This is a genomic window from Streptomyces armeniacus (genome assembly GCF_003355155.1).
Lineage (GTDB): Bacteria > Actinomycetota > Actinomycetes > Streptomycetales > Streptomycetaceae > Streptomyces > Streptomyces armeniacus.
This window is the reverse complement of record NZ_CP031320.1, coordinates 4,315,135-4,328,827: the sequence shown is the minus strand read 5'-3', so window position 1 is coordinate 4,328,827 and position 13,693 is coordinate 4,315,135. Positions and strand designations below refer to the sequence as shown.

Annotated in this window: 14 protein-coding genes; 5 read left to right on the top strand and 9 right to left on the bottom strand. The window is 68.5% G+C overall.

Annotated features, from left to right (window positions below):
• Positions 1-27: 27 nt before the first annotated feature.
• Both DVA86_RS18665 and DVA86_RS18660 read left to right on the top strand, forming a co-directional pair.
• Entirely contained in the window at positions 28-375 is a 348-nt protein-coding gene (locus DVA86_RS18665; RefSeq protein WP_245996771.1) for a BlaI/MecI/CopY family transcriptional regulator, read from the top strand.
• Positions 372-1,274 (top strand): M56 family metallopeptidase, encoded by a 903-nt coding sequence (locus tag DVA86_RS18660; RefSeq protein ID WP_208879798.1) that lies wholly within the window; start codon positions 372-374, stop codon positions 1,272-1,274. Before DVA86_RS18665 ends, DVA86_RS18660 begins: the two co-directional genes overlap by 4 nt.
• Before the next feature lie 136 nt (positions 1,275-1,410).
• On the opposite strand, the gene DVA86_RS18655 is transcribed toward DVA86_RS18660, so the two are convergent.
• Both DVA86_RS18655 and DVA86_RS18650 read right to left on the bottom strand, forming a co-directional pair.
• Positions 1,411-2,061 (bottom strand): class I SAM-dependent methyltransferase, encoded by a 651-nt coding sequence (locus tag DVA86_RS18655; RefSeq protein ID WP_208879796.1) that lies wholly within the window; start codon positions 2,059-2,061, stop codon positions 1,411-1,413.
• Between the two features lie 109 nt (positions 2,062-2,170).
• On the bottom strand, positions 2,171-3,145 hold the full coding sequence (locus tag DVA86_RS18650) for a hypothetical protein (RefSeq protein ID WP_208879794.1): 975 nt from the start codon (positions 3,143-3,145) through the stop codon (positions 2,171-2,173).
• A 189-nt stretch (positions 3,146-3,334) separates the two neighbouring features.
• Here DVA86_RS18650 and DVA86_RS18645 point away from each other — a divergent pair, with 189 nt between their 5' ends.
• A complete protein-coding gene (locus DVA86_RS18645) occupies positions 3,335-3,637 on the top strand; it encodes a heavy-metal-associated domain-containing protein (RefSeq protein ID WP_208879792.1) in 303 nt (100 codons plus the stop codon).
• 70 nt (positions 3,638-3,707) lie between these two features.
• A complete protein-coding gene (locus tag DVA86_RS18640) occupies positions 3,708-5,978 on the top strand; it encodes a heavy metal translocating P-type ATPase (RefSeq protein WP_208879790.1) in 2,271 nt (756 codons plus the stop codon).
• Between the two features lie 1,007 nt (positions 5,979-6,985).
• On the opposite strand, the gene DVA86_RS18635 is transcribed toward DVA86_RS18640, so the two are convergent.
• Positions 6,986-8,437, bottom strand: coding sequence for an MFS transporter (locus DVA86_RS18635; protein ID WP_245997665.1), 1,452 nt, complete (start codon positions 8,435-8,437; stop codon positions 6,986-6,988).
• Positions 8,438-8,804: 367 nt separating this feature from the next.
• On the opposite strand from DVA86_RS18635, the gene DVA86_RS18630 reads away from it, so the two are divergent.
• Positions 8,805-9,899, top strand: a complete 1,095-nt coding sequence (locus DVA86_RS18630; protein WP_208879787.1) for a serine hydrolase domain-containing protein — start codon at positions 8,805-8,807, stop codon at positions 9,897-9,899.
• Between the two features lie 357 nt (positions 9,900-10,256).
• Here the strand turns inward: DVA86_RS18630 and DVA86_RS18625 are convergent, their stop codons facing one another.
• From DVA86_RS18625 to DVA86_RS18600, 6 genes are all read right to left on the bottom strand, one after another.
• A complete protein-coding gene (locus tag DVA86_RS18625) occupies positions 10,257-10,913 on the bottom strand; it encodes a class I SAM-dependent methyltransferase (protein ID WP_208879786.1) in 657 nt (218 codons plus the stop codon).
• Between the two features lie 73 nt (positions 10,914-10,986).
• A complete protein-coding gene (locus DVA86_RS18620) occupies positions 10,987-11,418 on the bottom strand; it encodes a hypothetical protein (RefSeq protein ID WP_208879784.1) in 432 nt (143 codons plus the stop codon).
• 167 nt (positions 11,419-11,585) lie between these two features.
• The gene (locus DVA86_RS18615) at positions 11,586-11,822 is read right to left on the bottom strand and encodes a hypothetical protein (protein ID WP_208879783.1); all 237 of its coding nucleotides are present in this window, start codon (positions 11,820-11,822) and stop codon (positions 11,586-11,588) included.
• Positions 11,823-11,845: 23 nt separating this feature from the next.
• Positions 11,846-12,067, bottom strand: coding sequence for a hypothetical protein (locus DVA86_RS18610; RefSeq protein WP_208879781.1), 222 nt, complete (start codon positions 12,065-12,067; stop codon positions 11,846-11,848).
• 2 nt (positions 12,068-12,069) lie between these two features.
• On the bottom strand, positions 12,070-12,291 hold the full coding sequence (locus DVA86_RS18605) for a hypothetical protein (protein WP_208879779.1): 222 nt from the start codon (positions 12,289-12,291) through the stop codon (positions 12,070-12,072).
• Between the two features lie 94 nt (positions 12,292-12,385).
• Positions 12,386-13,618 (bottom strand): helix-turn-helix domain-containing protein, encoded by a 1,233-nt coding sequence (locus DVA86_RS18600; protein ID WP_208884877.1) that lies wholly within the window; start codon positions 13,616-13,618, stop codon positions 12,386-12,388.
• Between the last annotated feature and the right edge of the window lie 75 nt (positions 13,619-13,693).

Below are 13,693 nucleotides of genomic sequence, written 5' to 3'. Positions count from 1 at the left end.
ACAATGGAGGGGAAGGGGAGGCTGCGCGTGGTGCTGGGTGCTCTGGAGTCCGAGGTGATGGGTGTGCTGTGGCAAGCACCCGGCGCCCTGACCGTGCGCGAGGTGCTGGATGCGTTGAACGAGGGCCGTTCCGAGGAGCTTGCCTACACCACGGTCATGACGGTCCTGACCCGGTTGACCACCAAAGGAGTGCTGAGCCGCTCCCGGCGTGGCCGCGGTTTCGCCTATACACCGCTGGCCGAGGATGAGGCGGGAGCTGCCGTGCAGGAGGTGCTGAACCGCTACGGTGACGCAGCCGTCGCGCACTTTCTCCACGCATCCGCGGCCAGCCCGACGGCCAAGGAACGGCTGCGACGGCTGCTGGAGGACGGGTGAGGACCCGAAGGCGCCCGCTCCTGGGGAACCGCGCCTTCTGGACGCTGGTCGCCACCGCGGCAGCGGTACGGGCCGCGATCGCCGTCTCTTCCTGCTGCGTGGTGGTGCTCCTGGCCCAACGGGCGGCCGGGCACGGGGCCGCGGCGCTGTGGAGCGGCACCCCCAGCCCGCTTCCTGCCACAGCGGCCGTCGCCGTTACGGCGGTCGGTCTTCTCGTCGGCGCAGTGACGGCCGTACGGCTCGCCCGCGCCTCTCTGGCGTTCCGACGCCACGTCAGCGCCATGCGTACCCAGGGGCCCGCCGCGGCTCGCGATGCGAGCAGCCGACTGCGCATGGCCGGACGGGTGACGGTCGTCCGGGACCAGCGGCCGTTCGCTCTCACCTACGGCCTGATCCGGCCCCGGGTCCTCATCAGCTGCGGGCTCCTGGAGATTCTCGATCCGGTCGAGCTCGACGCGGTGCTGGCCCACGAACGCGAGCATGTCCGCAGCCGTGATCCGCTCAAGGCCGCCCTGGTCAGGGTCCTGGTGGGCCGGTACTTCTTCCTCCCGCTCTTCCGGCACCTCGGCGAGCGTTACACCGACGGACGCGAACTGGCAGCCGACCGCCGCGCCGTGGCTGCGTACGGCGTTCCAGCGGTCGCCGGCGCTCTGCTCAAGGTCGTCGAAACGCCACGATGGGCGAGCGCGACACCCGCCGCAGCGATGGGTGCGGCCGGTCTGCTGGACGCCCGGATCGGCCAGCTGGAAACCGGGGACGCCGCACCGGTACGCAGCCTGGGGTTCTTCCGCCTGTCGGCGAGTATCGCTGGAGCGGTAGTGCTGACCTGGGCCCTCGCTGGTACGGCAGTGCTCATGGCCAGCTCGTCCCCCGTCGGCTGCGTGCTGATGGCTGGTTGATCGCGGGGTACCGCACGCCCGCGAACGCATCGCGGCCCACTCCCTGAAGAGCACATCGTTCCCGGCGTCGTTTCCGTGAGGGCCGAGTCGGATCCGGCCCCTGGGACGCGCCGCCGGGGGCCGCCGGGCGAGCCGGTCACACCTTGTGGGCAATACCGACGATGCAGGGAGAGCTGGGCGTGGTACGGCCGTTGATGAGGAAATTGAAGCGCCGCACCTGCTCGATGCTGAAGCCGGCGTCCTCGATGGCCTGCTCGCTGTCACAGGTCAGGCTGCAGCCACCGGCCAGCACAGGCCATACGGTGTTCACGATCCGCTGCTTGCGGGCGAACCGGGGGTTTGTGGAGCGGACATGCTCGTAGAAGTACAGGCGCCCTCCGGGGCGTAGCACGCGCGCCGCTTCACCGAGTGCCCGAGGGACGTCTGGGATGGTGCAGAGCACGAGGGACATCACCACTCCGTCAACTGCGCTGTCCTCAACGGGCAGTTCCTCGCCCTGGCCCGTACGGACCTCCACCGGTACGGGTGCTTCAGCAGCCGCCCGGGTGGCGAGGCCTCGCAGCCGCGGCTCGGGTTCGACTGCGATGACCTGCTCGACCTGCGGCGGGTAGTGGCGGAAGTTCGCTCCGCTGCCTGCGCCGATCTCCACGATCCGGCCTGTGGCGTCGGCCAGCAGCTCTTCGCGGTGTCCGAGGGCGCCATGGGTCTCGGCGAATGCGTTGATCCGTGGGTAGATCCGGGAGAAGAGCGGATGGCTCACCCGAGGTTTGGTGGACGTTGTGGGCATGGGTGTCGACTCCTTCCACGTAGGGGACAATCAATCTACTACGGATGCGTAGTAGTTGAGGAGCGGTACACCGCGGGAACCCGTCGCAGCCGTGTGGTGACGGACGCGGTCAGTGCTGGTGCCCGCCTGCCTCCCGTTCAGAGTCGCCCTGCTTTTCCGGCTTCGGCTGCGGTGCGGTGGATGCACCGTCAGCGCGTACGGTGAACGCGGCGGTGTGGACTCTGCCTTCGTGCTTGAAGTCGAGGAAGAGGCGGTAACTGCCCGCGCTGGGCGCGGTGGTGGTGAAGGAGATGCCGGGCCCGGACTTGGTTTCGCCGTCGCCGGGCTCGCCGTTGGGGTGGACGTGCAGGTAGGCGAGGTCTCCGCCGCGCAGGGCGACGAGGTGACCGTAGGCGCCGAGGTAGGGCTGGAGGTCGGTGACCGGCTTTCCGTTCCGTGACACGTTCAGGGTGAGTTCGCGTGGTGAGCCGGGCTTCAGTGAGCCTTCGAGCCGTACGCGGTAGTCGTCGACGACCGCGGTCCGGGATGGTTCCGGCAGCGGCTCGGGCTCGTACATGCCGGAGACGGCCAGGTCGGTGCCGAGGGTCACGTTCTCCGCGCCTCGGGCGCCGGGGGTGAAGTCGGCGAAGATCCGGTAGTCGCCGCCCTTGGGCAGTTCGACCGGTGTGCTCCAGGTGCCGTCGGCGGCACGTTCGGGGTGCAGGTGCCGGTAAGTGCCCAGATCGCGGGCGGCGACGATGAGGTGGAGTTCCTTGTCGTGTTCCTTCTCGTACGCCGTGACCGCGCGGCCTTTCGCGTCACGTACGGTGAAGCGCAGTTCGGAGCGCTTGCCTGCCTCGATGCGGGGAGTGCGCAGGTCAAAGCTGTAGCCCTGGTCGGTCACCTGCAAGCCGCCCATCGGTTTGCCGCCTCCGCTCTCCTTGCGTTCTTCGGCGCCCCCGTGTGATTGCTTCCCGTGCTTCGCATGCTGCGCGGGCTCAGGCTCGGCTGAGACGGGGTCGATGCCGCTCCCCAGTCCGTATGCGCTGCCGAACGTGGCCGTGAGCGCGGCAGCGAAGGCGGCGATCTTTGTCGCTGTGTTCATGAGAATCCCCTTCGGTTCCCCATCTGGGCGGTTACACCAGCTGAAGATACCCCTCAGGGGTATTAAGTCAAGCTGCCCTCAGAGGTTGCATCAGATACGGGGTGGGGGTATACATGACATCGACAAAGCGCATTACCCCCTGAGGGTATCTGAGCTTGAGTCGCTGGGCCGTCTCTACCAGGAGGAAACATGTCAGAGCAGACCGTCGCCCCGTCGTCCTGCTGCACCACCGACGGCAGCTGCCACAGCGACGCCGCCGCAGCGGACGCCCCGCAGGAGGCCGTCAGCACCGTCTACCAGGTGACGGGGATGACCTGCGGTCACTGCAAGTCGGCGGTGACCCGGGAGATCAGCGCGCTCGACGGCGTTCGCGCGGTCCACGTCGAGCTGTCCACCGGCCGCGTCACCGTGACTTCCGACGACGAGCCCGACGACGCCCTCGTCGCCGAGGCCGTCGACGAGGCCGGTTACGAACTGACCGGCCGGGCCTGACCGTTCCGGGGCCCGGCACCGGCCGGGCCCCGGATCCACCCGCACCAGCTCGAAGACTCCAGGAGCAGTGATGACCACCGCGGTCACGGAAACAGCAGACGTTGAACTCGCCATCGGCGGCATGACGTGCGCCTCGTGTGCGGCGCGTATCGAGAAGAAGCTGAACCGGATGGACGGCGTCGAGGCCACCGTCAACTACGCGACGGAGAAAGCCAAAGTCGCCTACGCCGGCGACGTCGACGTGTCGGATCTGATCGCGACCGTGGAGGCCACCGGCTACACCGCCACGCCCCCGGCCCCCGCACGTACGCCCGGCACGGACGCCGAAGCCACCCCCGTGGAAGGGGCGGGTGGCGGCGACGAGCTGACACCGCTGCGACAGCGGCTGATCGCCTCGGTGGTGCTCGCCGTACCGGTGATCGCGATGGCGATGGTGCCGGCCTGGCAGTTCGAGTACTGGCAGTGGCTCTCGCTCACCCTCGCCGCCCCCGTGGTCGTGTGGGGCGCCTGGCCGTTCCACAGGGCGGCGTTCACCAACGCGCGGCACGGCGCGGCGACGATGGACACCCTGATCTCGGTGGGCACTTCGGCGGCGCTGCTCTGGTCGCTGTGGGCGTTGTTCTTCGGTACGGCCGGCGAACCGGGGATGACGCACCCCTTCGAGCTGTCCATCGCCCGTACCGACGGCGCGGGCAACATCTATCTGGAAGCCGCCGCCGGGGTCACCGCGTTCATCCTCGCCGGGCGGTACTTCGAGGCACGCTCCAAGCGCAAGGCCGGAGCGGCGCTGAAGGCGCTGCTGGAGCTGGGCGCGAAGGAAGTCACCGTGCTGCGCGACGGGCAGGAGGTGCTGATCCGCACCGAGGAGCTGGCGGTCGGCGACCACTTCCTCGTACGGCCCGGGGAGAAGATCGCCACCGACGGCACCGTGGCGGAGGGCTCCTCGGCTGTGGACGCCTCCATGCTGACGGGGGAGTCCGTGCCCGTCGAGGTCGCCCCCGGGGACTCGGTGACCGGCGCGACACTGAACGCGGGCGGACGTCTGGTCGTTGAGGCCACGCGCGTGGGAGCGGACACCCAGCTGGCGCGGATGGCGAAGCTGGTGGAGGACGCGCAGAACGGGAAGGCCGCCGCGCAGCGGCTCGCCGACCGTATCTCCGCCGTGTTCGTGCCCGTGGTCATCGCGCTCGCGCTGGGCACCCTTGGCTTCTGGCTGGGCAACGGGGCAGGTCTGACCGCCGCGTTCACGGCCGCGGTCGCTGTGCTGATCATCGCGTGCCCCTGCGCGCTGGGCCTGGCCACGCCGACCGCGTTGATGGTTGGTACGGGGCGTGGCGCGCAGCTGGGCATTCTCATCAAGGGGCCGGAGGTGCTGGAGAACACCCGCCGGGCCGACACCATCGTGCTGGACAAGACCGGCACGGTGACCACCGGCACCATGACCCTCCTGCGTACCCACACGCTGGAGGGAACGGAAGAGGCCGAAGTGCTGCGGCTGGCGGGTGCGTTGGAGCATGCCTCCGAGCACCCCATCGCCCGCGCCGTCGCGAGCGGCGCGGCCGAGAAGGTCGGCACCCTGCCGGTCCCCGAGGACTTCGCCAACGTGCCCGGCCTGGGTGTCCAGGGCATCGTCGAGGGGCACGCGGTGCTGGTCGGGCGCGAGAAGCTGCTCGCCGAGTGGGCGATGGAGCTTCCCGCGGAGCTGGCCCGGGCCAAGGCGGAGGCGGAGGCCGCAGGGCGTACGGCCATCGCGGTGGCCTGGGACGGCGAGGCGCGGGCCGTACTGGAGGTCGCCGACGCGGTCAAACCCACCAGCGCGGAAGCCATCACGCGGCTGCGCGGGCTGGGGCTGACCCCGGTGCTCCTGACCGGTGACAACCAGGCAGTCGCAGAGTCCGTTGCGGCCGAGGTCGGCATTGGACCCGAGGACGTCATCGCCGAGGTCATGCCCGAGGACAAGGTCGACGTCGTCAAGCGACTGCAGGGCGAGGGCCGTTCGGTGGCCATGGTCGGCGACGGCGTCAACGACGCGGCGGCACTCGCGCAGGCGGACCTGGGCCTGGCCATGGGAACAGGCACCGACGCCGCCATCGAGGCCGGCGACCTCACGCTGGTACGCGGCGACCTGCGGGCCGCGGCCGATGCCATCCGGCTCTCCCGGCGCACGCTGGGCACCATCAAGTCCAACCTGTTCTGGGCCTTCGGCTACAACGTCGCCGCCCTGCCGCTGGCGGCCGCAGGGCTCCTCAACCCCATGATCGCCGGAGCGGCGATGGCGTTCTCTTCCGTCTTCGTCGTCGGCAACAGCCTCCGCCTCCGCCGGTTCCGCGCCGAGGCGTGAACAGCCGAACTGCGGGCGGGGACGGACCACCAGGGTCTGTCCCCGCCCTTTGGCACATTCACAGGAGAAGAGGCCGCCGGTCGGCGGGATCAGCTGTCGACCCGAGAGGCACTTGACGCCGGGGCGGCCGACGGGCCGGGACTCGCTCGGCATGCGAAGTGCGATCCGGAACTATGAGCTTGGGCACGTGAGACCGCTTGTGGATGTCGGCCCCAGCACGATGCGGTGCTGCTCACCGGACTGACCTGGAGTGCATCCCGGGTTACGGGCGAGGTTGCGTCGAACCGTCGCAGGCTTTCATGGGTTCCGGGTCGCCGGCTTGGCTGTGGCTGCAGGCGTCCCCGTCGGCACGGACCGCTGCGTGCCCGTGCCGTACGGCAGCCGCCTATCGTTCCTACGACGGCACCGCGGTCGACCGCCTGCAGTTCATCCAGGCGCAGGCACCTCCTGGGAGCCTGCGCCTGCGCGAGGTCCGTGCCCCGCTCGCGATCCGTGGCATCGGCAGGCCCCCATCGGGGGGTTGTTTCGCCTGAGTATCGGCCCGGAGTCCGGCCGCAGCGGGCCCGGTTCCGCTGAGCTGCGCGTCAACCACCTGAGCGGTGAAGCCGCCCTGCGGAAGCCCGCCGACGAACGCTACAACCTGGCCTCACCGCTTGCCCGGCGGGCGACCTCAGCGATCACTCGTTCCGCGTACAGGCTCTGCACCGGGGGAGGGCTGACGGTCGCCCGCCCCGCCCGGTGCGTTGAGGCGCCGCGCAGCGGCGCTCAGCAGGCAGGCGAGGAGGCAGCGTACGACGGGGTGTGCCAAGGTATCGCGCACGGCGGCGCGTTGGGTGGGCTTCATGGTGTGACTCCTTGCGTCGTGCGGCTGTGCCGCATGTGCCGTCCGTATCGAGGCGCTTCCGGTTGTCCACGGCGGATCGGTCCTCCTGCTCGGGAACGCCTGTGCCGACCGGAGCCGGTTAGGGCTCCGGTCGGCGGGGGAACTGGCCGACGGTGTGCGGTGGTCAGCGGACCGCCGGGGTGTCGGTTGCGCGTTCGGGCTCCCGCTCTGCGGCCGACGGGTCGACCGCTGGCTGGCTGGTGCGCAAGGTGACTGCGGCGAGCAGCGCGCCGATGGCGGCGACCGCTGCCGCGCCGGTGAAGGCGGCGGAGAAGCCGTCGGTGAGTGCCGTGGGGTTGCCGAGTTCCTCGGCGCCCTGAGTGGCGGCGAGGGCGGTCATGGCGGCGAGGCCGAGTGCGGAGCCGATCTGGTAGTTGGTGTTGACGATTCCGGAGGCGAGGCCGCCTTCTTCGGGGCGGGCGCTGGAGATCGCGGTGCCGAGGGAGGGGATGAAGGCGAGCGACATCCCGACGGCGGCGACCAGCGAGGCCGGGAGCACGTCCACCGCGTACGACCCGTCGGGGCGTACGAACGACAGCCACAGCATGCCCGCCGCCAGCAGGGCCATCCCGGTGACGATCATGACCTTGGGTCCGAAGCGTTCCATGAACCGGGGCGCCAGCAGGATCATCATGATCATGACGGCACCGGTCATCGGCAGCAGCGCTGAGCCGGAGGCGAAGGCGCCCAGCCCGAGGACCTGCTGCAGATAGAGGTTGAGGAAGAACCACATCGGGATCCATGCCCCGGCCAGCAGCAGCTGGGCGAGGTTGGCGGCCGCGAGGTTCGGGGTGCGCAGGATACTCAGCCGCATCAGCGGCTCGCGGCGCCTGGCCTGGAGGACGACGAACAGCCCCAGGAACAGCACGCCCGCGGCCAGTACGAGCCAGGTCTCGGCCGTGTCCCAGCCCACTTCCGGCGCCCGTACGACGGCGTAGACGAGGGTGCCCAGGCCGGCGGTGGCGGTGAGGGCGCCACCGATATCGACCGAGCCGCGGTTCGCGGGGGCGGAGGGCATCAGGCTCGGGGTGGCCGCGAGGGTGAGCAGCGCGACGGGAATGTTGATGTAGAACACCCAGGGCCAGCTGGCGTATTCAGTGATGACACCGCCGAGGAACACGCCCGCTGTGCCGCCCGCCGGAGCGGCGGCGCCGTACAGGGCGAACGCCTTGGTCAGCTCCTTGGGGTTGGAGCCGAAGAGCATCATCAGCAGCGTCAGCGCGGAGGGGGCGATCAGCGCCGAGCCCGCGCCCTGGACGGCGCGGCCGGACAGCTCGATCCAGACCTCGTCCGCGAGGCCCGCTACGAGAGATCCGGCGGCGAGGACGACCCAGCCGGTGCTGAACACCCGCTTGGCGCCGAAGAGATCGGACAGTCTGCCGCCGAGCAGCAGGAGGCCGCCGAGGGCGACCACGTAGGCATTGAAGACCCAGGACAGGTTGCCCGGGGTGAATCCGAGGTCAGCCTGCATCTCGGGCAGGGCCACGCCAATGATGGACGTGTCCATGATCACCATGAACTGCGCCATGGCGATGAACGCGAGCGCCATCCAGCGCCGCGGATCCGGAGTCGGTATCGCGGACAACTCACTCACCTCTCACATACTCCAGGGGGGTATCTATTTGGCGCTGTGAAAGTACCCCATGGGGGTATCCGATGCAATGGGGGTAGCGAGCGGCCTTCTGTGCGGCCCTCTGTTGCAGTAGGCGGCCGTTCGTGGTGGCGCGCGATGGTGGTGGAATACCTGCCGGGGGTATAGTCGCGGCGTCGGGAGAAAGTACCCCCCAGAGGTATGTGAGGTGAAGGGTGTCCGCGATACCGAGCAGGTTGGATCAATTGCCCGCGACGGTTGTGCCGCGGGGCGGCGGTGAAGCCGAGAGCCCGCGGCTGGGCCACCATGAGGGCTGGCGACACCGGCCTGCGGAGCGCGGGAGGGTGACACGATGAGCGCCGGGGAGTTGGTCGGGGACGGGTTCGACGCGGTGCGTCACGTCTTCCATGGCCTCGTAGGCGACGGCCGCGAGGCGGGTGCGGGTCTATCGGTCTGGCGGAACGGTCACGAGGCCGTCCAGCTGAGCGCGGGGTGGGCCGATACCGAGCGGCGCCGCCCCTGGCGCAGCGACACGCTTGTCCAGCCGTACTCGGTGTCGAAGCCCTTCGCCGCACTCGCGGCACTGGTGGCGGTCCGCAACGGCGCACTGGAGCTGGATGAGCCGGTCGCCAGGCACTGGAGCGGGTACGAGCGCCGGGGCAAGGAGCGCACCACGCTGCGTCATGTGCTCACGCATCAGGCCGGCCAGCCCCGCTTCCCGGCAGCCGCCGCAGAGCTGGATCTGCTGGATGATGCCGCACTACGGGAGAGCCTGGCTGCGGCAGCGCCGGAGTACGTTCCGGGGACGTCGCTGGGGGAACATGCGCTGACCTACGGTCACCTCATCGACGGCATCCTGCGCGCGGGCGCTGGGACGTCCCTGGGGGAGATGTTCAACGACGTGGTGCGGCCGGCGTTGGGGATAGATGCCTGGTTCGGGGTGCCGACGCACGCCCTGCACCGCGTCGCCCACCTCGAATACGGCGAGCAGGACTGGCCGCAACAGCTCCCCGCAGCGCCATGGCTGGAGACGCCCACAGGCGTCATGGACATGGAGTTGATGAACTCCGGGGCCTGGCGTCAGGCAGTCTTCGGTGGAGTCAACCTGCACGCCTCCGCGACCGCCGTCGCGAAGTTCTTCTCCCAACTCACCAGCGTTGACGGCCCGGTACGTGACCTGCTGGGACCCCAACTGCACACCGAGTACCTCGCATCCCAGGTCACCGGCCACGACGAGGTCTTCGGCACCACGGTCACCTGGACGTTGGGATTCGTACGCGACCGCGGCAAGATCGCCAAAGGCGGGCTCGGCGGTTCGGCCGCCTGGTGGTCGCTCAAGCACAACCACGCCTGTGCCTTCCTGACACGCCACCTGGACGACTTCTCCCGCGCTGCCGATATCGCATCAGCCCTGGGGGACGACCTGACCGTGGTGGGAGAGGACTGAAGCGCGGTGAGGGCCACGTGTCGTCGTACGTCCGGCGCATCCAGGCGGCCGGTGGGTGCAGCCCGTATAGCGCGGCGCGGCGGTACAGGCCAGGCCGGTGCGAACAGCGCGATCCACAGGAGTGCGGGACGCCTCGTAGCCGCGTCGGTGATCACGCGGCTGACTTCACCGCCCAGGGTGATCTTCAGCTCCGTGCCGGAATATGGCGTCGGTGAACGGCTGTTGGCTTTGGGCGATCTTGAAACGACACGGTTTCTCCTTCAAGTTGCGCGCGCGAAAGAGCTCCCGCAGCAGCGGAGACCTTTCGAAACGCAGCAAGACCCCCGATAGCCAGCTCGGAGGCCTTGCCGCGTAAGGCTACTGGTTGGGCTTACGTGCCTGGACGAGGAGGGTCGCGATGTGACCCGGATTCGGTGCCACCACCTCGCGAGCTTCAATCCTGGTGAAGCCATGGTGTTCGAGGAGAACCTTCCACGTTTCCGGGGTGTAGCACCAGCGGCGCACGTACGTCGCCTTCCCCGCGAACCCGCCCTTGTACATGCCCTGCGGCCCGTAACAGCCGGGGATCGGCGGCGGTTGAGCGAACACGAGCCGACCGCCGGGCGCCAGCCGCTCGTAGGCCGGCGGCAGGAGACGCTGCGGATCGGTGAACCACATGGCGCCGAAATACGAGATCAGCGCGTCGTACGTGTTGTCCGTATGGGCAAGAAAGTCGGATGCCTCGGCGAGGACGAAGCGTGCACTGTCCACGTCGGGCCAACGCTCGGCGGCCAGTTTCCCCGCGACGGGCGACAGGTCGACGCCTTCGGCATCCACGCCAGCACGGCAAAGCGCAGCAACGGCCGCGCCGCTGCCGAAACCGAGGTCGAGGACGCGGCGCGCACTGTCGATCAACTCCGCGCCGGGGCCATGGTTTTCGTATTGCGTCCAGTGCACCGTCGGGAGTGTCGCGTCCGCACGTTTCGCGGTGCCCTCGGCGTACGCGTCCCAGTTGTCTTGTTCCGGGCTGATCACTGTTCCTCATGCGGTTGGTCCGGTGGTACGCCCGGCCGAGAGGGGCCTCGGCCGGGCGCTGCCTACGGGTTGGTCAGTGGGAGTCGGGCGCCTTCTGGTTGCACGGTGAGCAGTCGGCGGAGTCCATGCTCCACAGCTCCTCGTCGACTTCGAAGCCGTTGTTCCGCAGGATGTCTGCCGTGCGGAATACGGTGCCGTCGCGGCGGCGAACCAGGTTCGGTTCGTGGTGCTTGTAGTTGCCGCCGTTGTACTTGTCGCAGAACTCGAAGTACACCTTCGTGTCCAGAATGAGGGTGTGCACGCCGATGTCGACGGTCTGGCCCACTCCCATATCGGTGTTCGGGTTCTCCATGGCCGTGATCAGGTAGGCGATCGCCTGGCCGAAGATGCGTTCCGCCATGTCACGCACCATGACGTTGTCCCGCATCAGGAGGATGATTTCGCGGTTCCATACCTCGGGACTCACGAACGATCGTGGATCTCGTGTTGCGGTAGCTGTGCTCATCGGCAACCTTTCCGCTTCGAGGTGATCCTTTTGGTGCCCGCCCCCGGCGTACCGGATGGACTGCGGGCTGAGGGTGGGGGTTTGGGCCCGCCCCCTGCTGGGATGAGCTGGCCGACGCCGAGGGGTCGACGGCCATACGGGGGGAGTACCAGCAAGGGGCGGGAGTTTCAGGCGGCCAGCCTGCGCCAGCCGCGGTCCTTGGTCATGGCACCCTCAAGGACCATGTCGACGAGGACCCTTATGCACCCCTCGCAGGCGAATGCCTGCGCAGCCATGCCGGGTACGTGAATGGTGCCGACGTACAGCACCTGAAGCTTGTACCCGCAGTAGAAGCAGGTGCCCTCCGCCCAGTCGTTGCCGTCTCCCTCCGAGGCGGGTTCGGGGAGTCCGGCTGTCGTTGGCATTCGCATCGTGTGCTCTTCTCCCTTCACTGGACAAGGCTCCGGGTGCGGGCGAGTTCCGCACGTCGCATGCCGTCGCGTTCGGCGGGGCTGGCTGCGCGGAGCCATTCGGCTCGGGTGCGCCAGATCAGTCCGCTCGGCCTGACGGCACGGCGATAGTCGCCTTCGACGCCGATGACTCGTCCAACCCACTGATGGGTGGTGCAGTACACGTAGGCCCCGACCGCGAACCGCTCGTCGCTGGCCACGACTAAGCCCTCTCCATGATCCAGTGCGCCAGTTTCACGACTTCGGCGGCGGGGGCGTTGCCCAGGCGGACTATGGCTGTACCTCGGACGGAGCGGCCGCCTTCGACGGAGGGCAGGACGAGCCCGGCCGTGGTCAGGGCCTGGTTAAGCGCTCTCGCAGCTTCCTGGCCGAGGAGCCGGGTCTCGTGTTCGCTCCCGGGTTCGTACTGCGTTGGCTCGTCCATGTCGATGAAGGTACGAGCGAGGAAAGTGACGAACCAGACACGCCACGTAGCAGTTTCGCCGATGGTGCGTCAGCACTGTTACGTGGCGTGGTAGTTACGCGCGGACGTCGAGGTGGGAGGCCATCTGACGCATGTCCTTCGTCAGTGTCCTTTTCCGCTGCGACACGATGTCCGTCATGATGTAGCGCGCCATCGTCTGGTGGCGAATCCACTCAGGCGACGACCGTTTGATGCCAATCAATTCGTCCATCGCATCCTGGTGTGACCCCAGCAGCGTGTGGGCTCGTGCCACATCCAACCTGTGCCTGTCCCAGTTGTTCTGGCTCGGTCGGCCGAGGCGCTTCAACGCCTTCCGTCCCACGGGCCCATCGTCCGCCCTGCGCAGGACGCCGCGAGCATCACCGACGAGCGACAAGTCCTCGATGGCTTTCGTTTCGGCTGTCACCGGACCGAAAGTCGTCCAGTGCTCACGGAAGTTGACGTGCTCCGAGTCGAGGGCGCTCGCCGCAGTCGCCGTCATCCGACGTGCCTCCTGCGTGATGTCCGGACGGTTGTTGCGCATCGCGGCAGAGGCGATGCGCTGACACAGCTCGCCCCAAACGGCCAACTGACCGGGAGAGGCAGAGGACATGCGCGGCTCGACCGCGCTGGCCGTCTCGGACGCCAGGCGCTCACATTCGTCGAAGCGATCCTGCCGCAACAGAAGCCAGCTCATGCCGACAACTCCCGTGGCAGCAGCGAGGATCTGCCCGGTCTCGCGGGCGTCCCGGATGCCTTCTTTGAGGGCGGTGTGCGCGGCGTCGTACTGCCTGACCTGTGTCAGATACTTGCCTGTGAGGAGGAGGGCCCGTGCCCTCACGATGATGGCGCGCTGCCGGGGCTCGCCTTCTTCACTCACGGCGACGGCCGCGGAGGCAGCACGCAGGATCGACGGCAGCTTCTTCGCGACCGAGTCGTACCGATCAGCCTGATACAGGCTGTGCGCGTCATCGATGTCCCGCTGAATCACGGCCAGATCGGCGGCGTCATCGGAATCGATGAACGCCTCCCCAAGGCCGACCGGCGGCATGAGGGCCCGCCGCAACTCCATGAGGCGGACGCCGTTGCCCTCCCCGCCGTGTACCGGCTCGGGGGGCCCGGACGAGAACAGGGAAGAGGTAGTGGTGCCGAGGGCCCGCGCAAGGTCGTGCAACGTCTCGACCCGGACGGAACCGCCCTGCTCGATCTTGCGTACAACCCCGACTGACAGGTTCGCGGCGGCGGCCAATTGCTCCTGGCTCATCCCAGCTCGACGGCGATGGCTGCGTACGTTCTCAGGCAAGGACATGGGATCACCTCTCACGGCAAGGGTATGCCCACGTTCTTCCGCCCGATCACGCTTCTCTCTTCCTCTCGCGTACCT